Annotated in this window: 27 protein-coding genes; 16 read left to right on the forward strand and 11 right to left on the reverse strand. The window is 67.7% G+C overall.

Going from position 1 to position 23,882, the window contains the following annotated elements; genetic code table 11:
- Positions 1–16: 16 nt before the first annotated feature.
- The 3 genes from ACQHI0_RS06715 to ACQHI0_RS06725 are packed head-to-tail and all read right to left on the reverse strand — an operon-like array spanning position 17 to position 2,234.
- Positions 17–235, reverse strand: a complete 219-nt coding sequence (locus ACQHI0_RS06715; RefSeq protein ID WP_427907053.1) for a ferredoxin — start codon at positions 233–235, stop codon at positions 17–19.
- Positions 232–1,029: an SDR family oxidoreductase gene (locus tag ACQHI0_RS06720; protein ID WP_427907054.1), complete on the reverse strand. Its 798-nt coding sequence runs from the start codon at positions 1,027–1,029 to the stop codon at positions 232–234. The genes ACQHI0_RS06715 and ACQHI0_RS06720 overlap by 4 nt, the downstream gene beginning before the upstream one ends.
- Positions 1,029–2,234 carry a cytochrome P450 gene (locus tag ACQHI0_RS06725; protein ID WP_427907055.1) on the reverse strand — a complete coding sequence of 402 codons (1,206 nt, stop codon included), beginning with the start codon at positions 2,232–2,234 and terminating at the stop codon, positions 1,029–1,031. The genes ACQHI0_RS06720 and ACQHI0_RS06725 overlap by 1 nt, the downstream gene beginning before the upstream one ends.
- Before the next feature lie 200 nt (positions 2,235–2,434).
- Between ACQHI0_RS06725 and ACQHI0_RS06730 the strand changes: the two genes are divergently transcribed.
- From ACQHI0_RS06730 to ACQHI0_RS06770, 9 genes are read left to right on the forward strand one after another with little or no spacing between them, the layout of a single operon-like run.
- Positions 2,435–3,367 carry an ABC transporter permease gene (locus tag ACQHI0_RS06730; protein WP_427909101.1) on the forward strand — a complete coding sequence of 311 codons (933 nt, stop codon included), beginning with the start codon at positions 2,435–2,437 and terminating at the stop codon, positions 3,365–3,367.
- Positions 3,367–4,233, forward strand: coding sequence for an ABC transporter permease (locus ACQHI0_RS06735; RefSeq protein ID WP_427907056.1), 867 nt, complete (start codon positions 3,367–3,369; stop codon positions 4,231–4,233). The genes ACQHI0_RS06730 and ACQHI0_RS06735 overlap by 1 nt, the downstream gene beginning before the upstream one ends.
- A gap of 4 nt (positions 4,234–4,237) precedes the next feature.
- A complete protein-coding gene (locus tag ACQHI0_RS06740; RefSeq protein WP_427907057.1) occupies positions 4,238–5,281 on the forward strand; it encodes a hypothetical protein in 1,044 nt (347 codons plus the stop codon).
- Positions 5,281–6,279, forward strand: coding sequence for an MlaD family protein (locus ACQHI0_RS06745; protein ID WP_427907058.1), 999 nt, complete (start codon positions 5,281–5,283; stop codon positions 6,277–6,279). The genes ACQHI0_RS06740 and ACQHI0_RS06745 overlap by 1 nt, the downstream gene beginning before the upstream one ends.
- Positions 6,267–7,274 carry an MlaD family protein gene (locus tag ACQHI0_RS06750; RefSeq protein ID WP_427907059.1) on the forward strand — a complete coding sequence of 336 codons (1,008 nt, stop codon included), beginning with the start codon at positions 6,267–6,269 and terminating at the stop codon, positions 7,272–7,274. Before ACQHI0_RS06745 ends, ACQHI0_RS06750 begins: the two co-directional genes overlap by 13 nt.
- Positions 7,274–8,377: an MlaD family protein gene (locus ACQHI0_RS06755; protein WP_427907060.1), complete on the forward strand. Its 1,104-nt coding sequence runs from the start codon at positions 7,274–7,276 to the stop codon at positions 8,375–8,377. Before ACQHI0_RS06750 ends, ACQHI0_RS06755 begins: the two co-directional genes overlap by 1 nt.
- Positions 8,374–9,408 carry an MlaD family protein gene (locus tag ACQHI0_RS06760; RefSeq protein WP_427907061.1) on the forward strand — a complete coding sequence of 345 codons (1,035 nt, stop codon included), beginning with the start codon at positions 8,374–8,376 and terminating at the stop codon, positions 9,406–9,408. The genes ACQHI0_RS06755 and ACQHI0_RS06760 overlap by 4 nt, the downstream gene beginning before the upstream one ends.
- Before the next feature lie 14 nt (positions 9,409–9,422).
- The gene (locus tag ACQHI0_RS06765; protein ID WP_427907062.1) at positions 9,423–10,361 is read left to right on the forward strand and encodes an MlaD family protein; all 939 of its coding nucleotides are present in this window, start codon (positions 9,423–9,425) and stop codon (positions 10,359–10,361) included.
- A 17-nt stretch (positions 10,362–10,378) separates the two neighbouring features.
- Positions 10,379–10,954 (forward strand): hypothetical protein, encoded by a 576-nt coding sequence (locus ACQHI0_RS06770; RefSeq protein WP_427907063.1) that lies wholly within the window; start codon positions 10,379–10,381, stop codon positions 10,952–10,954.
- Between the two features lies 1 nt (position 10,955).
- On the opposite strand, the gene ACQHI0_RS06775 is transcribed toward ACQHI0_RS06770, so the two are convergent.
- Complete coding sequence (locus ACQHI0_RS06775; protein WP_427907064.1) at positions 10,956–11,102, reverse strand: DUF1059 domain-containing protein; 147 nt, start codon at positions 11,100–11,102, stop codon at positions 10,956–10,958.
- A 62-nt stretch (positions 11,103–11,164) separates the two neighbouring features.
- Here ACQHI0_RS06775 and ACQHI0_RS06780 point away from each other — a divergent pair, with 62 nt between their 5' ends.
- On the forward strand, positions 11,165–11,821 hold the full coding sequence (locus tag ACQHI0_RS06780) for a class I SAM-dependent methyltransferase (RefSeq protein ID WP_427907065.1): 657 nt from the start codon (positions 11,165–11,167) through the stop codon (positions 11,819–11,821).
- A 7-nt stretch (positions 11,822–11,828) separates the two neighbouring features.
- Here ACQHI0_RS06780 and ACQHI0_RS06785 read toward each other — a convergent pair whose 3' ends face one another.
- The 6 genes from ACQHI0_RS06785 to ACQHI0_RS06810 all read right to left on the reverse strand — a co-directional run bounded on the left by ACQHI0_RS06785 (position 11,829) and on the right by ACQHI0_RS06810 (position 18,175).
- Positions 11,829–12,854: a prenyltransferase gene (locus ACQHI0_RS06785; RefSeq protein WP_427907066.1), complete on the reverse strand. Its 1,026-nt coding sequence runs from the start codon at positions 12,852–12,854 to the stop codon at positions 11,829–11,831.
- A complete protein-coding gene (locus tag ACQHI0_RS06790) occupies positions 12,841–13,572 on the reverse strand; it encodes a class I SAM-dependent methyltransferase (RefSeq protein WP_427907067.1) in 732 nt (243 codons plus the stop codon). Before ACQHI0_RS06790 ends, ACQHI0_RS06785 begins: the two co-directional genes overlap by 14 nt.
- Positions 13,573–13,603: 31 nt before the next feature.
- On the reverse strand, positions 13,604–14,848 hold the full coding sequence (locus tag ACQHI0_RS06795; protein WP_427907068.1) for a glycosyltransferase family 4 protein: 1,245 nt from the start codon (positions 14,846–14,848) through the stop codon (positions 13,604–13,606).
- A complete protein-coding gene (locus ACQHI0_RS06800; protein WP_427907069.1) occupies positions 14,848–16,107 on the reverse strand; it encodes a cytochrome P450 in 1,260 nt (419 codons plus the stop codon). The genes ACQHI0_RS06795 and ACQHI0_RS06800 overlap by 1 nt, the downstream gene beginning before the upstream one ends.
- 18 nt (positions 16,108–16,125) lie before the next feature.
- Entirely contained in the window at positions 16,126–17,478 is a 1,353-nt protein-coding gene (locus tag ACQHI0_RS06805) for a cytochrome P450 (RefSeq protein WP_427907070.1), read from the reverse strand.
- 112 nt (positions 17,479–17,590) lie between these two features.
- Positions 17,591–18,175, reverse strand: a complete 585-nt coding sequence (locus ACQHI0_RS06810; protein WP_427907071.1) for a TetR/AcrR family transcriptional regulator — start codon at positions 18,173–18,175, stop codon at positions 17,591–17,593.
- 118 nt (positions 18,176–18,293) lie between these two features.
- On the opposite strand from ACQHI0_RS06810, the gene ACQHI0_RS06815 reads away from it, so the two are divergent.
- The 5 genes from ACQHI0_RS06815 to ACQHI0_RS06835 are packed head-to-tail and all read left to right on the forward strand — an operon-like array spanning position 18,294 to position 22,330.
- On the forward strand, positions 18,294–19,763 hold the full coding sequence (locus ACQHI0_RS06815) for an aldehyde dehydrogenase (protein WP_427907072.1): 1,470 nt from the start codon (positions 18,294–18,296) through the stop codon (positions 19,761–19,763).
- 37 nt (positions 19,764–19,800) lie between these two features.
- Positions 19,801–20,550, forward strand: coding sequence for an SDR family oxidoreductase (locus tag ACQHI0_RS06820; protein WP_427907073.1), 750 nt, complete (start codon positions 19,801–19,803; stop codon positions 20,548–20,550).
- Positions 20,547–21,425, forward strand: a complete 879-nt coding sequence (locus ACQHI0_RS06825; protein ID WP_427907074.1) for an NAD(P)-dependent oxidoreductase — start codon at positions 20,547–20,549, stop codon at positions 21,423–21,425. Before ACQHI0_RS06820 ends, ACQHI0_RS06825 begins: the two co-directional genes overlap by 4 nt.
- Positions 21,422–21,802 (forward strand): carboxymuconolactone decarboxylase family protein, encoded by a 381-nt coding sequence (locus tag ACQHI0_RS06830; RefSeq protein ID WP_427907075.1) that lies wholly within the window; start codon positions 21,422–21,424, stop codon positions 21,800–21,802. The genes ACQHI0_RS06825 and ACQHI0_RS06830 overlap by 4 nt, the downstream gene beginning before the upstream one ends.
- Before the next feature lie 51 nt (positions 21,803–21,853).
- The gene (locus ACQHI0_RS06835) at positions 21,854–22,330 is read left to right on the forward strand and encodes a nitroreductase family deazaflavin-dependent oxidoreductase (protein WP_427909102.1); all 477 of its coding nucleotides are present in this window, start codon (positions 21,854–21,856) and stop codon (positions 22,328–22,330) included.
- A gap of 4 nt (positions 22,331–22,334) precedes the next feature.
- Here the strand turns inward: ACQHI0_RS06835 and ACQHI0_RS06840 are convergent, their stop codons facing one another.
- On the reverse strand, positions 22,335–23,171 hold the full coding sequence (locus ACQHI0_RS06840; protein ID WP_427907076.1) for an SDR family oxidoreductase: 837 nt from the start codon (positions 23,169–23,171) through the stop codon (positions 22,335–22,337).
- 105 nt (positions 23,172–23,276) lie between these two features.
- On the opposite strand from ACQHI0_RS06840, the gene ACQHI0_RS06845 reads away from it, so the two are divergent.
- Positions 23,277–23,861, forward strand: a complete 585-nt coding sequence (locus tag ACQHI0_RS06845) for a TetR/AcrR family transcriptional regulator (RefSeq protein WP_427907077.1) — start codon at positions 23,277–23,279, stop codon at positions 23,859–23,861.
- The last annotated feature ends 21 nt before the right edge of the window (positions 23,862–23,882 follow it).

A 23,882-nucleotide genomic window follows, 5' to 3' on the forward strand; every position in this document is an offset into this window, starting at 1 on the left:
GGGTCGAGACTCGCCATCAGTCAGTGCCTTTCGCGGAGGATTCGTCGTCGGCGATCGACAGCGCCCGGGTCGGGCAGTAGCGGATCGCGGCCTCGACGGCGTGGCGTTGCGCGTCGCCGGGGGTGGGATCGGTGATCTGGACCGTGCCGCGCTTGGGCACGGTGAAGACCGCGGGCGCCTCGTCCTGGCAGACACCGTGTCCCTGACACAGATCGGGGTCGACCACGATTCTCATGACGCACCCCCGTCCGGCACCGGCCGCAGCGGCGCCTCCGGCTGTACCTCGACCAGCACCATGTGGGCCCCACGCGGCATCGAGACCACCGTCGTGACCGCGGCGGCGAGGTGTTGCGGCCGCAGCATGTAGGGGTGGCGGGCCAAGCCCCAGTGCTTCCAGTCCTGGAGCACCGGTCCGACGATCTCCGGCGTCGAATCCATGCCCATCCCGGTCAGCGTCGGACCGGGACGGACCAGCGAGGCGCGAATTCCGGTGCCCTCCAGCTCCATACGCAATTGGCCGACCATCGCTTCCAGTCCGTTCTTCGCGGCGCTGTAGGCACCCGACCGTGGCCGTGGGTTGTCGGCGCAGTCGGAGCTGATCACCACGAGATCGCCGCGCCTGCGCGCCGTCATCCCGGGCAGCACCCGATGGACCAGACGCTGCGCGCCGACGAGGTGGACCTGCACCTGGAACAGGAAGCGTTCCGGGTCCATCTCGCCGACGAGCGAGAATTCGATGTCGCCCGCGCCGGAGACGAGGATCTCGGTGGGGCCGATGGTGCGTTCGGCGGCCGTCACGAACTCGTCGACGGAGGCGCCGTCGGTGACGTCGAGTCGATGGGCGTACGCCTCGCCGCCGTCCGCGCGGATCTTGGCGGCGAGCTCCTCGCACAGTTCGACGCGGCGCGCGCCGAGTGCCACCGGATGGCCGAGTTCGGCCAGCGCGACCGCCGTCGCGGCGCCGATACCGGAGGACGCGCCGGCGATCAGCGCGGGCCTGCGGTCGGGATGGGGTTCGAATCGGGGCACTAGCTGACCTCTACTGTGATGGGGAGTTTGGCGAAGCCGCGGACATTCGTGGAATGCACGCGCGAGATTCCGTCGGCGTCGACATCGAAAGCCGCGACCCGCGAGGCGAATTCGCCGAGCACGATGGTGGCCTCCAGCCGGGCCAGGTGCGCGCCGAGGCAGAAGTGCACGCCCGCACCGAAACTGGCGAGCGCGGAGCCGCTGGTGCGGTCGATGACATAGCTGTCGCCGTCGTCGAACGCCGCCGGATCGCGGTTGGCCGAGCCGATCAGCAGCAGCACTTTCGCGCCCGCCGGGATGGTGCCGCCGTGGTAGTCGAGGTCGACCGCCGCGGTGCGGGCCACGATCTGGCTCGAGGTGTCGTAGCGCAGCGTCTCCTCCACCCAGTCGCTGACCAGTTCCGGCTCGGCGACGACCTTGGCGTATTCCGCGGGATTGGTGGCGGCCCAGTAGAGGGCGTTGCCCAAAAGCTTGGTGGTGGTCTCGTTTCCGGCGACGACCATCAGGAACAGGAAGCCGATGATCTCCTCGTCGGTGAGGCTGTCGTCGTCGATCTCGGCATCGAGCAGCGCCGAGGTGAGGTCGTCGGCGGGCGCGGCGCGACGCTGGGCGACCATGTCGGTGTAGTAGCCGAACAGCCGGATCGAGGCGTCGATCGCGTCGACCGGCACATCGAGCACGCCCTCTTCGCGGTGCACCACCAGATCGGCCAACCGGCGGATCTCGGCGCGATCGGCTTCCGGGACCCCCATCAGTTCGGAGATGACGTCCATCGGCAGCTTGCCCGCGACATCGTCGATCCAGTCGAAGCTGCCCCGCGCGAGCGCGGGCTCGAGATGCTCGAGGGTGATCTCGCGGATGCGAACTTCCATCTCGGCCACACGTTTCGGCGTGAATCCCTTGAAAACGAGTCTGCGCATCCGCATATGCCGTGGATCGTCCATCGCCAGGAACGACATCACCCGATGCGCGTGCGGCCCCCAGGCCGCCGGATCGAGCGAGACGCCATTAGCACTGGAGAGCCGGTTGCTGTCCCGAAATGCCGCGATCACATCGGCATGCCGGGAAAGTGCCCAGAAATCGAGATCGGGATTGTGATAAAGCGGTGCCTCGGTGCGCAAACGGTGGTAAGTCGGATACGGATCATCGTGGAATCCGTAGTCGTACGGATCGAAAGTCACGGGCTCCACAGCAGCGCTCGTCATAGTGAACACCCCGGTTTCGAAGGGTCGTCTCGGTCGGAAGCAGGGGTCGATCGCCCCGGGGGAGACAGGTAGCTGGACATGTGTCTGGACGGTACCATCGACACAAGTTCAGCACAACGCTTTCGACCGCAGGGGAGGCCCTCTACCGGCCGATGTCGTCCGATTTCGAAGCTGGTCAGAAATCTGGACCAGTGTCTGGAATGTGGTCCAAATCATATGGTACGGTCACCGCCATGGCAGGGGTAGACGGCGAAGTCGCACCGGCTGCGGTCGGTGTGGCGGGCACGAGTGACCCGGATGTACCGGAGGCGGAACGGGCGAGTGCGGGCCGGATAATTCGACGCAACTTCTCCGATACCGTCCTTTCGAGCGTGGCGACGCTTGGCCGGGCATTGCGCATCGGCGCCGTGGCCGTGTACATCGGTGCGAACGACGCCATTCGCGGGCGATTCCAGATACACGAAACTCTCACGCAGGCCTGGTTTCTGATCAGAGTCACCGCGGTGCCGAGCATTTTGATGGCCATTCCGTTCGGTGTCATCGTTTCCGCTCAAGTCGGCAATATCGTGTCCGAACTCGGCGCCGATTCGATGATCGGTGCCGCCGGTGGGCTCGGCGTGATCAAACAGGGCGCGCCGATGGCCACGGCGATGTTGCTCGGCGGTGCGGGCGCCGCCGCCATCGCCGCCGACCTGGGAGCGCGGACCATTCGCGAAGAGGTCGACGCGCTGCGGGTGATGGGCATCGACCCGGTGCAACGCCTGGTCGTGCCGCGGATCGCGGCCATGATGCTGGTGGCGCCGCTGCTCAATATCCTGATCATCTTCGTCGGCGTCAGCTCCGGGTTCGTGGTCGCGGTGTCGGCGTTGAACGTCACCCCGGGCAGCTACTGGCAGTCCTTCGGCGCCTTCACCACCTCGATCGATGTGTGGGTCTCGCTGGTCAAAGCGTTGATGTTCGGCTTTCTCGTCGTCGTCATCGCCTGTCAGCGCGGGTTGGAGGCCAAGGGTGGGCCGCGCGGTGTCGCCGACGGGGTCAATGCGGCCGTGGTGATGTCGATCGCCGCGGCCGTCGTGCTGAATACCGTGATCACGCAGGTGGTCACGATGTTCTTCCCCGTGAGGATGGCCTGATGAGCGCTGCTCCCTACTATCCCGTCGGGCTGCGGTGGGTGGGCCGGCTCCGGCGCCGCCGCCTTCATCCGCTCGGCCCGATCGAGTCGATCGGTTTCGTGATCGGCTTCGGCTGGCAGGTGCTCTCGTCGGTGCCCTACGCGCTCGTGCACTACCGGCGCCAGACGATCACGATGGTGACGGACATGACCTGGGGCCGCGGTTCGGTCATCATCGGCGGCGGCGTGGTGCCCCTGATGCTGTTGCTCGGGGCGGCCATGGGCGCGTCCATCGGGATCGAGGCGTTCAGCGCGCTGAACCTGTTGTCGCTCGGTCAGCTCAGCGGGCTCATCTCGGCCTTCGGGGTGACCCGTGAGCTCGCGCCGATCGCGGCGGGAATCGGCTTCGCGGCGCAGGCCGGGTGCCGGATGACCGCGGAGATCGGTTCCATGCGCATCTCCGAGGAGATCGACGCACTCGAATCGCTCGGCATCCGGTCGGTGCCGTTCGTCGTCACGACCCGGGTCATCGCCGGGATCATCGCCGTCGCACCGGCTTTCGTGGTCGCGCTGATCCTCAGCTACGCCTCCTGCGCCCTGATCGTGACGACCATCCACGGGACGCCGACCGGAACGTACAACCATTACTTCGATCAGTTCGTGGTCGGCTGGGATGTCTTCGCCGCGACCGTCAAGGTGATGGTGTTCGCCGTCGCGGTCGTGCTGATCCATTGCTACCAGGGCTATTTCGCCACGGGCGGCCCCGAGGGCGTCGGCATCGGATCCGGGCGCGCCATTCGGGCGAGCCTGGTGGCGATCATCGCGCTCGACATGGTCGCCACCATCCTGCTCTGGGGATTCCAATCCCCCGTCACGTTCACCGGGTGATGCCATGCCTGCTTACGCTCTGCCCGGAACCGAGGTCGGACCGCTGCGCGCTCGCGTGCTCGGTGTGCTCGCCGTCGTGCTCGCGCTGCTCGCCGCACTGATCTGGCGCATCCTGCCCGACAGTGTGCCCGACGATCAGATGCGGGTCGCACTGCTGGTCGCCGAGGTCGGCGAGGGCGTGGGGGAGGGAACCGACGTTCGGCTCGACGGCGTGCGCGTCGGCTCGGTCAGCGGGATCGACTCCGTGGGCCGGAGCCGTCAGCGAATCACGCTGACGCTGAGCGGTTCTCAGCTGTTCGGCCTGACGGACGCGCTGACCATCGATTACGCGCCGGGCAATCTGTTCGGCATCAGCGCCGTCGAGCTGCACTCGATGACGGGCGGCACGGTGCTGGCCGATGAATCGATCGTCGACCTGACCGAGCGAGCGAGCGATCGCGTGCACGATGCCACGCTGTCGGCCCTGCTGAAGTCGACCGGGCAGCTCACCGACGAGGTACTCACGCCGAAACTCGTCGAATTGCTCAGTACCGTCTCGCGCGATCTCACGGCCTTCGAACCACTGCTGCAGGCCATCGGCACGACCGCCCGCTCCTACGCCGAGACCCGGCAACTCCCGCCGTCGGTGCTGTTCGAGCAGTTCGGTTCGGCACTGACCGGCCTGCCGCCGATGCTGACCGGCGGGTTGACCCTGCTGAACGCGGAGTACACGAACAAGTACCTGGCCGTCCCCGACCAGCTCCAGCGATTCAGTCAGATGTTCAAAAGCATCCAATACGAATTGCTGCCGACGGTCACCGAACTACTCAGTACGTCCAGAACGTATTTCGGTGAGATCCTGCCCATGATCAGCCTCGTCCTCGACCGCCTCGCCGCGTCGGTCAGCACGCCCGACCGTTCGGCCGAGCAGCTGAGCGAACTGATCACCCGGCTGGGCAACGCCTTTCGCGACTCACCCCACGGCCCGGTGCTCAGCGCGGAGGTCGAATTGGCGGGGGTGCCCGGGGTGGCGGCGCCGCTGGCCTCGATGCTCGGGGGCGGTCGCTGATGCCGACACGTTCGCTGCTGATCCGGGTAGCCACCGCGGTGCTGCTGATGGGCCTGGTGCTGGTGGGTGTGCTGCGGGTGATCGAGCGACCTGTGGACGGCGAGACCGATGCCTACACAGCGCTGTTCACCGATGCCAACGGCCTGCGCGCCGGCGACGATGTGCGCCTCTACGGCGTGCAGGTCGGCAAGGTGCGTGCGGTCGAACTGGACGGTGCGCTGGCCCGGGTCAGTTTCACCGTCACCACCGACCGTGCGCTGTTCACCAACACCGTGATCGCCATCCGCTACCAGAACCTCACCGGCTTCCGGTATCTGGACGTCGAGCAACCCGAACAGCCAGGGGGACACCGTGATCCGGATGCGGTGTTCGGCACCGATGAGACGGTGCCCGACTTCGACATCACCCGATTGTTCAAGGGTTTGCAGCCGGTGCTGGCCGAACTGGCACCCCAGGATCTCAATCAGTTCGCGACCAGTATCTTGGCCGTGATCCAGGGCGACGGAACGGGTCTCGGGCAGGCGCTGGGCGCCATCGACGCGCTGAGCCGCTACGCCTCCGACCGGCAGGCGGTGCTGTCGACGCTGGTGCGCAATCTCGCCCAGGTCGCCGACCATCTCGGCAGCAAGTCGGGCAATGCGATGAGACTGCTGACCAACCTGACCAACCTGTTCATCACCATCACCGAGAAACTGCCAGGGCTCGTCGACTTCGCCAACGGGATTCCCGGTGTGCTGAAGCCACTTCGGAGCATGCTCGACGTGTTCGGGGTCACCGGCGAAACCGGCGGCGATCTCGACACCGCGCTGCGCAACGCGTTCCCCGATCCGTACGACGCGGTGGCCGCGTTCGACAACCTGCCCGGCCTCATCCAGGCGTTGACACAGGCGATTCCGGCGACCGGGCCCGACCTCACCTGCACGCACGGCGACGCCACCGCGCCCGCCCCGCTGCAAGTACTCATCGCCGGACAGGGGATCGTGCTGTGTCACCGATAACGGGCCGAGGCGACCCCCACGATCCGCGGGCAGGCGAGTTGCGCTGGGGGATCGCGGGAATCTGCGCCGCCGTCCTACTGCTGATGGCGATCGGCGCGGTGTATGTCACCGGAACCGATTCGGAGAGAACGTATTCCGCCGAGATGACCCAGGCCGGGTCGGTCCGTATCGGCGACGACGTGCGACTGGCGGGCATCCCCGTCGGGAAGGTGAGCGCGCTGACCCTGCTGCCCGACCGGGTGCGCATGGAATTCACCGTCGCCGACGACGCCTTCCTCGGCGACCAGACCACCCTCGACATTCGGATGCTGACCTTCGTCGGCGGCTACTACGTGGCCGTTCTCCCGGCCGGCACGAAACCGCTCGGCGCCACGGTGATTCCCGCGGAGCGTGTCATCGTGCCCTACAACCTGACCAAGGCCTTCCAGGACGCGGTGCAGCCGGTGCGCGCGATCGACGGGAGCGTGTTCCGGCAGGATCTCGCCGCGCTGTCCACCGCGATCGACAACAGCCCGGAGGCGGTGCGCTCGACAGTGCGGGCCGCCGGTGACGTGGTCGCGATCCTCGACCAGCAGAACGCCGACATCTCCCGCACCCTGTCCATCGCCGACGAATACCTGACCGCGCTCGACGCCAACGCCGACGTGCTGAGAGACCTGCTCGTCACGCTGGGCACGCTCGAGCAGATCATCCAGACCAACAAGGTGCAGGTCGCCGATTCCCTGCTCGACATGGCGGCGATCCTGGGCGATCTCACCCCGCTCGGGCGGGCGTGGGACGCCTCGATCAAGGAGCGCGTCCAGCCGCTCGCCGACGCGATCCCGGCGCTCGAAGAGCTGGGCGCGCGCCTGGGCACCCTGCTGAATTCGATACGCGCGCTGCAGGAACGGCTGCAGCCGCTGCTGCCCGCCGAAGGTGGGGTGAGCGTCGACCAGTCCGGCGCGACGATCCCACTTCCCGCGGTGTGCGTGCCCTTGCCGGGAGGTGGCTGTTGATGTGGAAACAGTTCCTTGGTTCGCGCGGGTTCATGTCGGCCCTGGTGGTCCTCACGCTCGTCCTCGCCGGTGCGATCGGGCTGCGGCTGAGCACGCCGAACCCGCCGATGCGCGCCTACTGTGCCGAAATGCCCGACAGCATCGGCCTTTACGAAGGCAGTGCGGTCACGGTCATGGGGGTCCAGGTCGGGCGCGTCACCGGAATCAGCATCGACGGCGCGTCGGCGCGCGTCGAATTCACCGTGCGTGCCGACCGCAAGCTGCCACTCGACGTCAGGGCGGTGACCCTCAGCGACACCTTGATCGCGGATCGGCGGCTCGCCCTCATCGGCGCCGAACCCCCTGGCCCGGGCTGGAATTCGAGCGACTGCATCAGCAAGACGCTGACGCCCAAGAGTCTGACGCAGACCTTCGACGCACTCGCGGCGCTAGCCGATCAGCTCAACGGTGCGGACGATCCCGCGCAGGGCACCGCCGTCGGTGCGGGGATCGTGGCCCTCGATCGCGCTACCGCGGGAACCGGTGACGAGATCAACGACATCATCGTCGCGCTGAGCCGGGCATTGGCCGCACCGGATGCCGCCATCGGCCACCTGGGCCAGCTCCTGGACGCGCTCACCGAACTCGCGCACCGAGCCCGCGGCGGCTGGTCGCAGGTGGAGACCACGGTGACCGGACTGCCCCAGACATTCGACGACATCGTCACGATCGCCTTCCCGCCGATCATCGAGATCGTCGACACCCTCGCCGATCTGCTGCCCCAGCTCAACGATGTGATCGTGATGTTCGGGTCGCCTGCTCTGCGCGCGGTCGGCTCCGTGCCGGAGCTGTCGCGGATGATCGCGGCGGGCGTCGGCTCGCTGGCCGACATCATCGCGATGACGCCTGCCGTCGCGAGCGGCTTCGCCGGCGCGGTCGACCCGGTCAGCGGAGCACTCACGATCGGGTACGCGCCTCCCGAACTCGCACTCGCCCAACAGGACACGGCCCAGGTGTGCGCCGCCCTCCAGATCCTCACCGGACAGCTTTGCCAGGCCGCCGAAAGTGGTGCGATGACGATTCCGGCCCTGCCCTTCCTGCTGGGGGCGGTGAGCGCCCGATGAGACGCGCCGTCCTCCTCGCCTTCGCCGTACTGCTCGCCGTGACCGGCTGCGGCTTCCAACCTGCCGACCTGCCCGTCCCGGGTTCCGGTGTCGACGGGCCCACCTATGCGCTGCGGATCGAGTTCGCCGACGTGCTCAATCTCCCGCAGGGCGCCAAGGTGATCGCGGGCGGTGTCCGCGTCGGCGGCCTCACCGGGGTGACCCTCGTCGACCCCGTCCCCGCCACCGGAGACCGGGCCGCCGTGTCGGGCTATGCCGTAGCCGATGTCGTCATCCAGCAGTCGGTGCGGCTGCCGGTCGGGACCACCGCCGAACTGCGCCAGGAGACCCCGCTCGGCGACGTGCACATCGCGCTGACCGAACCGGTCGACGCGACAGCGGGCGAGCTGACACCGGGCGCGACCATCCCCCTCGAACACACCACCCAGTCGCCGCCGATCGAGGACATCCTGGCCGGCCTTTCCACCTTCATCGGCAGCGGAGCAGTGGCCGACTTCCAGAGCATCGTCCGCACGACGAACGGCATCATGCCGGCGGATCCGCGCGAAACCGCCAGGATCGCAGGCATTCTCGGCGCCGACATCGCCGACCTCGGCACCCACCTCGGCTCGGTCGACGCCCTGCTCGACGGCATGGAAGCGATGGTCGAGGAGGGATTGCAGCGCAATGTGCCGATTCTGGACGTACTGCTCACCCCCTACGGTGTCGACCACACCACCGATGCGGTGAACGCCCAGATCGGCGTCATCTTCGTGCTGACTGCGCTGGGACCGGTCGCGCCGAGCGCGCAGTGGCTCGGCCCGCTGCTGTCCTCCCTGGACGACACCACCCGCGCCCTGGTCCCGATGCTGCTCGGCAGCCGACCGCTCGACGCCGACTCGCCCTCGAACATGAAGGCACTCGTCGACCTCATCAACCTCGAGCTCGTTCCGTTCGCCGCCAACGGGCCGAAGGTCGAGCTGGCGATCACGCACGAAGAACACACTGCCCGCATCGTCGACTCCCTGCGAATGATCGGTCTGGTGCGATGAATACTCGTGCGGCAGTGTCACTTTCCGCGATCGCGGCGGTCCTGGTGTTCGGAGTCGGGTACATGTCGCTCGGTGTGCTCCGGCTGGATCCGCGAATCAGTTATTTCACCGCCGACATGCGGCTCGACAATTCGGGCGGGCTCGGACCGAATTCGCCGATCCTGCTCGCCGGTGTCCAGGTGGGCCGGACGGAATCGGTGCGCAAACAGGCGGGCGGCGTGCTCGTCCGGCTGCGGATCGACAGCCGCTACCGAATCCCGGTGTCCAGCGAGGTCCGGATCGAGCAGCTGTCGGCGCTGGGCGAGCCCTACATCGCCTTCGCGCCGGTTTCCGGTGCGGGCCCGTATCTCGAAGACGGCCAGGTCGTCGCGGCCGACCGGATCCACCGGCCGATGACCATCACCGCACTGTCGGCCCGATTGGTCGAGCTGCTCGACCAGATCCAGCCGGAGGCGATCGCGCGCCTGGTCGACACCTTCGATCGCGCGCTGGCAGGCACCGACGCCGCGATGCGGACCTTGCAGCGGTCCTCGACCCTGCTCGCGGCCACCCTGCTCAGCCGCACCGACGCCCTTCGGCAACTGTTCGCCGACGTGCAAGCCCTCGGCGGTGACATGGCGTGGCTGGGGCCGTCGCTGGGTACGGCGGGCCCGCTGTTCGGCGAGTTCGGTGTCACGCTGAACGCGATCGTCGAATCCGGAGCGGAACTCGTCGACAGTCGGCCGGTGCCCGCCTTCTTCACCGGCGACGGCCTGGTTCCTTTCCTCGACAACCTCACCGCCCTGATCACCGAGATCGGGCCGAGTGTCGCCCCGCTGGGGCAGATCCTGGGACCGGTGGTCACCGACGCGGTGCACCGGACCCCCGCCATCGACATCAGCACCCTGATCGACCAAGCCCTCCAGAGCGTGGACGCCGACGGCACAGTGCACTTGCGCCTCGGCATCAAATAGTTCGGACAAGGAAGACCATGAGTACAGCGATCGACGAAGCCACCACCACCGAGGCCGGCGAACAGCAGCCGCGCACCCTGTCCATCCGGCTCTCGACCGTGCTGATCACCGGCACGATCGGGGTCCTCGTCACCGCGGTCGTCACCTTCGCGACGCTGTACTTCTCCGCCGACGCGAAGATCGCCGAACGCGATGCGCGCGACGCCGACGCCAGGCACGTCGAGAAGATCGCCGCGGACTACGGCGTGGGCGCGTCCACGATCGACTACCGGGATGTGCGGGCGTGGTTCAGCCGGCTGAAGACCGGCACCACGCCGCAACTGGCCGCGAAATTCGACGCCACCGCACCGCAATTGGAGCAGATCCTGCTGCCGCTGCAATGGACGTCGACGGCGACACCGCTCTCGGCGACCGTCACCTCCGAGGCAGGCGGCATCTACAAGGTCAACGCCTACCTCGATGTCGTGTCCACCAGCGCGCAGACACCCGGCGGAACGCGGACCACCGTCACCTACTCGCTCACGGTCGACCGGGCCGCCGGCTGGCAGATCACCGAGGTGGGTGGCCTGCAGAACACGCTGCCGACCAAATAGCTCAGTAGGCGATGAAGAGGATCTCGTCGGGGGTGTAGTCGTGGCCGGGGTGGTTCTCGGCCAGGTGTGCCTGGGTCTGCTTGATCAGGTCGTCTTCGTCGGTGCCCTTGATGCTGAAACCGCACGGGCAATTGAGGCGAGTCTTCACTGTTCTCTCCTTGCTGGACAGTAGTCCGGATTGTATTCCAGTCGTATGTTAGCGTGGCCCGCATGGGAGCTGTAGACGAGATTTCCGCCGGTACCAGCGGCCTGTTCGCACTCGCCGAACAGGCCGTTGGATTCATGCCACCGGAGGAGGGTCGCGCGCTCTACGACGCCGCCCGTGGCTATGCGGGCGACGGAATCATCATGGAGATCGGCACCTACTGCGGCAAGTCGACCGTCTACCTCGGCGCCGCCGCCCGCGAGACGGGTGCGGCCGTGTACACCGTCGACCACCATCGCGGTTCCGAGGAACACCAGCCGGGCTGGGAGTACCACGACACCAGCCTGGTCGACGAGGAGACCGGCGTCTTCGACACCCTGACCACGTTCCGGCGCACCATGATTCGCGCGGGCCTCACCGACACGGTGACCGCGATCATCGGCTCCTCCACCGCCGCCGCGCGCGTGTGGCGCACCCCGCTGCGCATGCTGTTCGTCGACGGCGGCCACACCGAGGAAGCCGCCCAGCGCGACTACGACAACTGGGTGCACTGGGTGGCGGGCGGCGGATTGCTCGCCATCCACGATGTGTTCCCCGATCCCGCCGACGGCGGTCGCGCGCCGTTCAACATCTATCGCCGCGCCCTCGACAGCGGCAAGTTCCGCGAGCTCTCGGTCACCGGTTCGCTGCGCATCCTGCAGCGAACCGCCGCCTGCAACTGAGCCCGGCTCAGCGGGGGAGTGCGTCGCGGAAGATGCCGTTGCCCGCGGTGGTGCGGCTGAGGGCGTCCGCGGCGAGCACGACCGCCGCCGCGGTCCAGGTGGTGCGCTCCTCGGGCCAGCGCTTGCCGTCGGTGAAAACCAGTCCGGTCCAATAGGATCCGTCCGGCTCACGCAGATGCTGCATCGCGCGCAACAGCGTGCTCGCGGCAGCGGTGTCGCCGATGGCATCCAGCGCGAGCACCAGTTCGCAGGTCTCGGCGCCGGTGACCCACGGTGCGTCGGACACGCACCGAATGCCGAGATCGGCGACCACGAACTCGTTCCAGTGCCGCGCGATCCGGTCCGTGGCCGCCACGCCGCGCACCGCCCCGCCGAGGACCGGGTAGTACCAGTCCATGGAGTAGCGGCTCTTGTCGAGGAACGCTTCCGGATGATGGCGCAGGGCGTTGCCGAGCCGGTCGCGGGCCGCCGCCCAGTCCGGTCGCGGATCGCCCACCCGTTCGGCGAGGGTCACCGCGCAGCCGAGGCTGTGGAAGATGCTGGAACAGCCGGTCAGTAGCGCTTCCCCGGACGACCCGGATTCGTCGGCCGACCAATGGATCTCGCCGTGGGCGCCCAATTGCAGGCCGAGGACGAAGTCGATGCCCGCGCGGACCGTCGGCCACATCTCCGCGGCGAACCCGGTATCGCCGGTGACGTCGAGCGCATGCAGCACACCGGTGGCCAGATACGCGCAGAAATTGGTGTCGGCGTCGTGGTTCTCGATCACGCCCGCGCGCACCTGCATGGGCCACGAGCCGTCGGAGCGCTGCGATTTCGCCGACCAGATGTAGGCCTCGCGGGCCTCGTCCCACAGCCCGCCGACGGTCAGCGCCATCGCGGATTCGATGTGATCCCACGGATCGGTGTGGCCGCCGCGGAACCAGGGGATCGCGCCGTCGGGTTCCTGTGCGGCGGCGATGGATTCGCAGGTGCGCCGGATATCGCGGGCGGAGACTACCCCCGCAACGGCGGGGAGATCAGCACTTGTCACTGCGCACCGCCGGTTTCGTGAAGTAGAGGGCGACGGACTTGCCGACCAGCGGGTTCAGCAAGCGCTCGGCCGTGCGCGTCAGCGCGGGCGCGGACATCATGTCCCACACCAGCATTCGATGATAGGCACGCACCAGCGGATGGTCGTCGTCGCGCACTCCGACAGCGCATTTGAGCCACCAGAAGGGTGCGTGCAGGGCGTGCGCGAAGTCCTGGTGGTGGTAGCGTAGCCCGTGCGCGGTGATCTTGTCGCGCAGTTCGTCGGCGCGATAGATCCGCACGTGGCCGCCCTCGTTGGCGTGGTACTCGTCCGACAGCGCCCAGCAGACGCGCTCGGGCAGCCAGCGCGGCACCGTCACCGCAAGGGCGCCACCGGGTTTGACCACCCGCGCCAGTTCGGCGATCGCCTGGCTGTCCTGCGGGACGTGCTCGAGGATCTCCGAGGCGATGACCACATCGAATTCGTCGTTGCCGTAGGGCAGATCGAGCGCGTCGCCACGCACGGTCTCGGCCTTCGCGTACTCCGGTGCTTCGCCTGCCGCGGCCATGGCCTCGAACATGATGGCCACGTCGGCCAGGTCGGCGGCATTCTGGTCGAACGCGACGACATCGGCGCCGCGTCGGTATGCCTCGAAGGCGTGTCTGCCCGCGCCACAGCCGATGTCGATCACCCGTGAACCGGGGCCGACGCCCAAGCGGTCGAAATCGACGGTCAACACGGTGCCTCCTGGCAGGGGTCGAAAGGGGTCGTCATCCCGGAGTGCCCGGCGACGTCGGGGAACGGCGGGTGATCGCCTGTTCGTAGATCGCGACGGTCTGCGCGGCGACGGCCGACCAGCTGTACAGCGCGAGGGCGCGTTCACGCCCGGCCACGCTCATGCGGCCGCGCCGGTCGGGTTCGGTGAGCAGTTCGCCGAGCACCTGGGTCAGGGCGTCCACGTCGCCGGGCGTGACCAGTTCGGCGCACGTACCGACGACCTCGGGCAGCGCACCGGCCCGACTGGCCACGAGGGGTGTTCCACTCGCCATCGCCTCGACCGCGGGGAGTGAGAACCCTTCATACATCGACGGGATGCAGGCGATCTCGGCCGAGGCGAGCAGTTCGGCCAGCTGCTCGTCGCCGACTCCGCTCACCGGGGTGACGATATCGGCGATGCCGAGTTCGGCGATGAGCTTCTCGGTCGGGCCGTTGGGCTCCAGCTTCGCGACGAGCCGGAGTTCGACTTCGTGGGTATGACGCAGCCGGGCAACGGCTTTCAACAGATGCGCGATGCCCTTGAGCGGCTTGTCGGCACTGGCGACGGCCACGATCCGCCCACGGACCCGTGGTGCCGCGCGCGGCCGGAACAGCTCGGTGTCCACGCCGAGCGGGACGGTGTGCAGGTGGTCCGGTGTCACCCCGAAGTCCTCGGCGATATCAGCGGCCGAGGACGAGGACACGGTGATCAGGTCCGGAATCCGGCGCGCCACCTGCTGTTGCATACCCAGGAAGCCGTACCAGCGGCGCACGAACAGCTTGCGCCGCCACGGCGTCGCCGCCAGATCCACCGCACGGTCGCGGGTGATCGGATGGTGGACGGTCGCCACCAGCGGGAACCGCTCGGCGATATCGAGGAGGCCGTAGCCCAGGCACTGATTGTCGTGCACCACATCGAAATCCGCGGCGCGCGCGGCCAGCAGCTTGGCCGCGCGCAGGCTGAACGTGCGTGGCTCGGGGAAGCCGGCCGTCCACATGGTGGCGAGCTCGAGCAGATCGATACGGTCACGGATCTCGCGGGGATGCGGTGTGCGGAACGGGTTCTCGTCGCGGTACAGGTCGAGGCTCGGCACCTCGGTCAGCCGCACCCGCGGGTCGAGATCCTCGGGATAGGGCTGGCCGGAGAACACGTCGACCTCGTGACCGAGGTCGACGAGCCCCTGACTCAGGTACCGAACGTAGACACCCTGCCCACCACAGTGCGCTTTGCTTCGATAGGACAGCAGCGCGATCCGCATCAGTGCACCGTTCCCGACTCGTAGTTGACCTGCCAGTGTTTGATGCCGTTGATCCAACCCGACCGCAGCCGCTGTGGCTCCGAAACCTGCGACAAATCGGGCATCACGTCGGCGATGGCATTGAAGATCAACTCGATCTCGAGCCGAGCCAGGTTCGCCCCGACGCAGAAGTGCGCCCCGGTGCCACCGAACCCCAGATGCGGATTGGGGTCGCGCCGGATGTCGAAGCGGAACGGGTCCGCGAAGGCGTCCTCGTCGAAATTGGCTGAGCTGTAGAACAATCCGACACGCTGACCGGCGCGGATCCGCTGCCCGCCGAGCTCGGTATCGGCGGTGGCGGTGCGCTGGAACACCGTGACCGGTGTCGCCCAGCGCACGATCTCGTCGGGGGCGGTGCGTGGCCGCTGCTGCTTGTAGAGCTCCCACTGGTCCGGATTGTCGACGAACGCCTTCATGCCGTGCGTGATGGCATTGCGGGTGGTCTCGTTGCCCGCCACCGCGAGCAGGATCACGAAGAACCCGAACTCGTCGGAGCCGAGCGACTCCCCGTCGAGGTCGGCGTGCACGAGCCTGCTGACGATGTCATCGGTGGGTGCGGTGCGCCGCTGCTCGGCCATGTTCCACGCGTAGCCGAGAATCTCCATCGCCGCGGTCGACGAAGCGTCGGTGGTCGTCGCGTCGCCGTACTCCGGGTCGTCGTAGTTGAGCATCTGATTCGACCAGTCGAACAGCTTGCGGCGGTCCTGCTGGGGGACACCGACGAGTTCGGCGATGGCCTGCAACGGAAGCTCGCACGCCACCTGTTCGACGAAGTCACCACCGCCCAGCGCGCGCGCCGCGGCCACGATCGCGGCCGCCCGGTCGGCCAGCGCCGCGCGCAACCCCTCGACTGCGCGCGGCGTGAACCCTTTGGCGATGATGCGCCGGATCTTGGTGTGCTTGGGCGGATCCATGTTCAACAGCAGCGCGCCGGTGAGCTCGATCTGCTCGGGTGTCACCTCGCCGGGCAGGCGGATGACCGAGCCCTTCCGTTCGGAGGAGAACAGCTCCGGATTGCGCGAAACCTCTTTGATGTCCTCATGTTTGCTGATCACCCAGTAGCCGCCGTCGCGGAAGCCGCCCGACTGCGCGTCGGTCTGCGCATTCCACCACACCGGGGCGGTCCGGCGGAGCTCGGCGAACTCCTGGACGGGATTGCGGGATTCCCACAGGGCCGGATCGGTGAAATCGAATCCGGCGGGAATGGACGTCGCTGACACAGTGACCTCCGCCCGCGCTCAGCGCTGCCTGCGGCGGTACCGCACACGGCAGGGCTGCTGCAACTGCACCACCATCTTCGAGTGATCGTTGCGGTAGGTGTCCGAGGGCTGCGCGAGCTCGAACTCCCAGTCGCGCAACAGAATCGAGAAGATCGCCTTCAGCTGCATGAGCGCGAACGGCGCACCGACACAGCGGTGCCTCCCCGCCCCGAAGGGGATCCAGGTCCAGCGGTTGAGGATGTCGTCCTGACGCGGGTCGAGGTAGCGCGCGGGATCGAAGGCGTCCGGGTCGGGAAAGTCCTCCGGGATGCGATTGGAGATGGCGGGGGTGGCCGCCACCATGTCGCCCGGTTCGATCCGATGCCCGCACACCTCGAACTCGCCGCGCGCCAGGCGCATGAGGATGATCAGCGGCGGGTGCAGCCGCAGCGTCTCCTTGAGCGCGGCCTCCAGATTCGGGATCTGGCGCAGCGCATGGTGACTCACGTCGGCGCCGTCGGCGTAGAGGTCGTCGAGCTCGGTGACCACACCGGCCAGCGTCTCGGGGTGGCGCAGCAGTTCGATGATCGTCCAGGCCGCCGTGCCCGAGGTGGTGTGGTGGCCGGCGAACATCATCGAGATGAAGATGCCGGTGATCTCGCTGGCCGAGAATCGCAGCGCACCGTTCTCGTCCTTCACCGAGATGAGGACATCGAGCATGTCGCGATCGTCTTTGCTGGTAGGCGGATTCGCCTCCCGCTGATCCATGATCGCCTGCACCAGCTCGACCAGCGCTACGCGCGCCGCGTCCCGCCGGACGAAACTCTCGATCGGTGCGTAGGGATCCACGTAGGCCAGGGCGTCGGTGCCCTGTTCGAGCTCGTGATAGAGATGCGCGAAACGGCCGTCGAGCTGATTGCGGAACTTCACCCCGATCAGACAGGCGGAGGAGGTGTAGATGGTCAGCTCGGCGAAGAACTCGAGCAGATCGATCTCGCCCTCGTCGTCCCACTGCGCGACCATCTGATCCACTTCGTGGGCGATGGTGCCCGCGTGCCCGCGCATGTGGTCCGCGCGCAGCGCCTGATTGTGCAGCATCTCCTTGCGGCGCTCGGGGGGCGCGTCGAAGACGACGCCCTCGCCGAAGATCGGCTTCATGAACGGGTAGGCGGCGCCCTGGTCGAGGTCGTCGTCGCCGGCCCGGAAGAAGAATTCATTGGCCTCGGCGCCCGACAGCAGGACGACATCGCGTCCGGCGAGCTCGAAGGCGCCGACATCGCCGCACTCGGCGCGAACGCGGCGCATCAGCGCGATCGGATCGGTGCGGAACTCGGCCAGGTGCCCGTGTTCGTCCGCGCCTCCGGACACGCGCCGCGGTTTGACCAGCGTCATTGGAAAGTCCTTCCCGGAATACTGTCCAAACACGTTATGGACATATGTCTGGACAGTACTACGGTATGCTGGTGCGCGCCAAGGTTCGGACCGAATCGGGTGGCCGAGTGCGCTAGTCGCTGACGGCGAGCAGTCGGCGCGCGCAGATCTCGAGCAGATCGGCCACTTGCGCGTACGACAGCAGGCCCATCCCGCCCTGGAGCAGCGCGCCGGAGTAGAGCAACTCGAGCGCCGCCAGGCTCTCCGGATCCTTGGTGCCGAGCGCCTCACCGAGTCGATGGCGGATCTCCAGTCCGATCCGCACCCGCAGGTGCTGCACGTCGGGATCGTCGCCGAGCAGGGCGCTGCTGACCGCCCCGGCCAGAGCGGGTTCATCGGCCACCAGCATCGAGACCTGGCGAAGGACCGCGACCACGCGCGCGGTCTGGTCCGCGTTGCCGGTCGACAAGGGGGGTAACGCGACCAGGCGCCGCCAGAACACCTCGGAGATCAGATGCTCCTTGGAGGAGAAGTAGGTGTAGGCGGTGGCGGTACCGACGCCCGCCGACGCGGCGACGAGCCGGATCGTTGTCCCCGAATAGCCCTCGCGTGACAGGACGTCGACGGCCGCGACGGTCAGGCGGTCCACGGTATCGGCCTGCTTTTCGGTCAAGCGTCGTCGAGTTGCTTCGATGCCGGTAGGCGCGATTTCGGACATGTGTCTGGATGCTACTACAGTCGGGTGTACGGACCAATGGCGCCGAATGGTCTTGCGTCTGATCGATGAACCGAACTATATTCCGTACACCTGTCCAGACACGTATCGGAGCTTTGCTATGAACGGTCTCGTCCCCGCCGAAGGCACACCACTGTTGATCGGCGGCAAGTTGATTCCGGGTAGCTCCGGCGTCTTCGCGACCATCAACCCCGCCACCGAGGAAGTGCTCGGCTACGCCGCCGACGCCTCGGGCGCCGATATGGACGCGGCCATCGCGGCGGCGCGCACCGCCTTCGACGAGACGACGTGGTCGCGCGATCCGAAGTTTCGCGCGCACTGCCTGCGCCAATTGCGTGACGTGCTGGGCGAGCACCTCGAAGAACTGCGGGAACTCACGATCGCCGAGGTCGGCGCGCCGGTCATGCTCACCAGCGGGCCGCAGCTGGAAGGGCCGATCGCGGACCTGTCCTACGCTGCCGACCTGGCCGAAAGCTACACGTGGGAAACCGATCTCGGTACCAGGGACCTGATGGGTATCGCCAGTCGCCGGGTGATCCGGCGCGAGGCGGTGGGTGTCGTCGGTGCCATCACGCCGTGGAACTTCCCGCATCAGATCAACCTGGCCAAGATCGGGCCGGCGCTGGCCGCGGGCAACACCGTGGTGCTCAAGCCCGCGCCCGACACCCCCTGGTGCGCGGCGGTGCTCGGACCGCTGATCGCCGGGCGCACCGACATCCCGGCCGGGGTGATCAATATCGTCACCTCGTCCGATCACGGCATCGGCGCCCAACTGGTCGTCGATCCGCGGGTCGACATGATCACCTTCACCGGCTCGACCCAGACCGGCCGCTCGGTGATGGTCGGCGCATCGGCCACCCTCAAGCGCACCTTCCTCGAGCTGGGCGGCAAATCCGCCGCCATCGTGCTCGACGACGCCGATATCGCGGCGGCCGCGAGCTACACCGCGTTCACCGTCGCCGTGCACGCGGGCCAGGGTTGCGCGCTCACCACCCGGCTGCTGGTGCCGCGCGAGTCCTACGCCGCCGCGGTCACCGCCGCGGCCGGTGCGCTGCGCGGCCTCGCGGCCGGTGACCCGACCGATCCCGGAACCGTCTGCGGCCCACTGATTTCCGAACGCCAGCGAGCGCGCGTGGAGCGCTACCTCGAGATCGCGCGCAGCGAAGGCGGGCGCATCGAGGTCGGCGGCGGCAGGCCCGCGGGCTCCGAACGCGGGTACTTCATCGAACCGACGCTGATCAGCGGGCTCGACAACACCGCGACCGTCGCGCAGGAGGAGATCTTCGGGCCCGTGCTCGTCGTGATCCCCCACGACGGCGACAGCGACGCGATCCGGCTGGCCAACGAATCGCCCTACGGCCTGTCCGGTTCGGTGTGGGGTACCGATCCGGACCGGATCGAGCGCGTGGTCTCGGGAGTACGAACCGGGACCTTGAGCGTGAACGGCGGCCTCTGGTACCACGCCGACGCGCCGTTCGGCGGCTACAAGCAGTCCGGCATCGGCCGCGAGATGGGCGTCGCCGGCTTCGAGGAATACCTCGAAACCAAGCTGATCGCCACCCCCGCCTGATCTCACCCACCTCATCGTTACTCAGGAGCTGAACACCATGGCACGTTTCACCGGTCGCACCGCGATCGTCACCGGCGCCGCGCAGGGCATCGGCGCGGTCTACGCAGGCGCGCTGGCCGCCGAAGGCGCCAATGTCGTTGTCGCCGACCTCAACGCGGAGCGCGGCGAGGAGGTGGCCAAGCAGATCGTCGCCGACGGCGGGGTAGCGGCCTTCCGTCGCGTCGATGTCGCCGATCCGGAATCCGCTGTCGCACTGGCGGAATTCACCGTCGCCGAGTTCGGCGCGATCAACCACCTGGTCAACAACGCGGCCATCTACGGCGAGATGAAGCTCGACCTGCTGCTCACCGTGCCGTGGGACTACTACAAGAAGTTCATGGGCGTGAACTTCGACGGTGCGCTCAATGTGACGCGCGCGGTCTGGCAGCCGATGATCGCGGCGGGCGGCGGGTCGATCGTCAACCAATCATCCACCGCCGCCTGGCTGTACTCCGGGTTCTACGGGCTGGCCAAGGTCGGTATCAACGGTCTCACCCAGCAGCTCGCCACCGAGCTGGGTGGTTCGAAGATCAGGGTCAACGCCATCGCGCCGGGCCCGATCGACACCGAGGCCACCCAGACGGTCACGCCGGGGAACATGGTGAAGGACATGGTGAAGCGCATCCCGATCAAGCGGATGGGCACCCCGCAGGACCTGGTCGGCGCCTGCCTGTACCTGCTGTCGGACGAGGCGAGCTGGGTGACCGGCCAGATTCTCAATGTCGACGGCGGGCAGATCATCCGATGACGACCGAATTCACCAGTGTCCCGGTCGGATTCGTCGGACTGGGCAATATGGGCGCGCCGATCGCCCGGCGACTACTCGACTGGCCCGGCGGGCTCACGGTCTGTGATGTCAGGCCCGAGGTCGCCGAGCCGTTCGTCGCCGCGGGTGCGCGTGCGGTCGCCGACCCCGCGGAAGTCGCGAAGCATGCGCGGATCATCTGTGTGACGGTCGTCGACGACGCGCAGGTGACCGAGGTTGTCGCCGGGATTCTGAGTACGGCGGCACCGGGCACGGTCGTCGCCGTGCACTCCACCATCAGTGACCGGACGGCGCAGGAGCTGGCCGACCGGTGCGCCGAGCACGAGGTCGAATTCGTCGACGCGCCCGTCAGTGGCGGCGCACCCGGCGCGACCCGGGGGAGCCTGGCCGTGATGGTCGGCGGCAGTGCCGAAGCGGTGGATCGGATCAGGCCGCCGTTCGGGTGCTTCTCCGACCTCATCGTGCACGCCGGTTCGGTCGGTGCGGGCACACGAATGAAGTTGGCGCGCAACCTGCTTCACTTCATCTCGTTCACCGCCGCCACCGAGGCGCAGCGCCTCGCCGAGGCCGCCGGGCTCAGTCTCACCGCACTCGGCAAGGTGGTCCGCCACTCCGACGCGGTGACCGGTGGGCCGGGCGCGATCATGCTGCGCGACACCACCGCGCCCATCGACCCCGACGACTTCTGGTTCCCCATCCTCGGTCACGTGCGCGATCTCGGCGAGAAGGACCTCTCGCTCGCGCTCGAACTCGGTGACCGACTCGCGGTCGACCTGCCACTGGCACAACTGGCCCTCGCCCGCCTGGCCGACGGACTCGGCGTCGCCGAATCCGCGCTCGACAAGGAGACCTCATGACCACCAACGGAGAAACCCCCGCCGACGTCCGCAAGCGCGGCCTGGCCAAGATGACCGAGGTCTACGGCTGGGAATTCGAGGACGGTCCCGGCGAGCACTTCGCCGTCACCGCCGACCACCTGTTCGCCGACATCTGGTCGCGTCCGGCGCTGACCGTGCGCGAGCGGCGCCTGCTGCTGCTCGGTGCGCTCACCGCGCAGGGCAATGTCGACGTCGCCGAGATCCAGATCGGCGCCGCCCTGCGCAACGGGGAGCTGTCCGAGGAGCAGTTGCGCGAGATCGCCCTGTTCCTGTGCCACTACGTCGGCTGGCCCGCCGGGACCAAGCTCGACGGCATCGTCGGCAAGGTGATCGCGCAGGAGCGTCGCAAGAAATGACCGACACCACCGTTGCCGATCCGCGTCCGCTGTAGCGTGCGGACGATGGTTATGCCGAAGAATCAGCCGAAAGGGCTGAACTCGCCGATGACGACCCGGATCATCCGATACGGGTCGCGCGCGCAAGCGTGGGTCTACCGCCGCACCAACGGCCGCGTCGGCGGCACCTGGCGGATCGGCGCCGGGTTCCGCAACCCGGTGCCGACGCTGGTGCTCGAACATCGAGGTCGCAAGTCCGGCAAGACCTTCGCCGCGCCGCTGCTCTACCTCGTCGACGGCGAGGACCTGGTCATCGTCGGCTCCCAAGGCGGCCTCGCGAATCATCCGCAGTGGTATCTGAATCTGCTCGCGGATCCGAACGCCCACGTTCGGATCCGCGCCGAGCACTACCCGGTGCTGGCCCGGGTGGCCGATGCCGATGAGCGTCGACGCCTGTGGCCCTTGCTGACCGGGCTCTACGCCGATTTCGACGCCTACCAGTCGTGGACCGAACGCGAGATCCCCGTGGTGATCCTGTCGCGCACCTGATTGCTCAGTCGGCCGCGAGCCGGTCGTCGTAGGCGCGGCGGGCATCGCGGTCGACGTCGATGAAGGTGCGGTGCACGCCCAACCGGCGAGCCATGAACTCGCCGAGCGGGCGCGGGGTCAGCTTGTTGAAGGCGGCGAGCACGCCCGCGGTGCGGGTGACGGAGACGCGGCGGCGTGGGCGGGCGATCAGGGCGGCGACCGCGGCGGCGACGTCGACCGGTTCGGCGAGCAACGCACGCGGCGCACGAGTTCCGGTGATCATCTCGGTGCGGGTGAATGTCGGTAGCACCGCCGAGAATCGCACGCCGGTGCCACGGTGTTCCAGTCGCATCGTCTCGGTGAAGCTGAGCACGGCCTGCTTGCTCGCGCAGTAGGTGGCCATGCCCGGTGTCGGATTCTCCCCAGCCATCGAGGCCATGTTCACGATGTGGCCGTGACCGCGGGCGAGCATTCCCGGCAGGGCGAGCTTGGTGCCGAGCAGGACGCCGTAGACATTGATGTCGAGAATCCGGCGGGTGATCTCGTCGGTCTCCTCGGCGAACCGGCCGACCGGCATGATACCCGCGTTGTTGATCAGCACATCGACAGGGCCGCAGGTCTTTTCGACCTCGGCGAGGAAGTTCGCGAAGGACGCGGCGTCGGTGACATCGAGGTGTCGCGCCATGGTCGCGCCGATCTCGGTCCCGGTGCGCTCGGCTGTGCCTGCGTCGATGTCGCCGAGGGCGACGACCGCGCCTGCTCCCACGAGTTCACTCGCGACCGCACGTCCGATGCCGCGCGCACCGCCGGTGATGACGACAATCCTGCCGGTGGCCGACCTGGCTTTCGATACATCAGACATGTGTCCAGATTGTATTCTGGACAAGATTACGAATCAACCCAGCCGCACGCGCCGACGCGATGCGGTTCGTCGAATCGAGCGGACCGGCGAGTAACATCCGGACGCATGTCTGAAAGCGATTCCATCAGTCTCGAAGCGACCCGGCGTCGATTGACCGGAAAGCAGGCCGACACCGTCGATCGGCTGACCAGGGCCGCACTGGTGGTGCTGACCCGAGATGGCTTCTCCGGCATGACGATCCGCCTGGTCGCCGCGGAGGCGGGCGTCGCCACCGCGACCGCCTACACCTACTTCTCCTCCAAGGAGCACCTGATCGCCGAGATCTTCTGGCGTCGCCTGCTTGCCTCGGGCTCACCCGCGAGCGAGGACCCCGACCCGACCGTGCGGGTCCTCGCGGAGCTGCGCAACATCGCGCTGCTGGTGGCCGAGGAGCAGGAGTTGTCCGGGGCGGTCACCGGCGCACTGCTGGGCTCGGACCCGGACGTCGAGCACCTGCGCACCCGCATCGGGATCGAGATCCGGGGCAGGCTCGCGCGCGCACTCGGCCCCGACGCCGACAACGAGATCGTCGAATTGCTCGAGATCATCTACGCCGGCGCGCTGGTGCGGGCAGGCATGGGCTACGAGTCCTACTCCGAAATCGCCGACCGCATCGAGCGCGCCGCGCTGCGTATCCTGCGCTCCGCCTGACGCTCACGGTCCGGGGTGGGG

Source organism: Nocardia sp. FBN12 (genome assembly GCF_050320175.1).
Taxonomy (GTDB): Bacteria; Actinomycetota; Actinomycetes; order Mycobacteriales; family Mycobacteriaceae; genus Nocardia.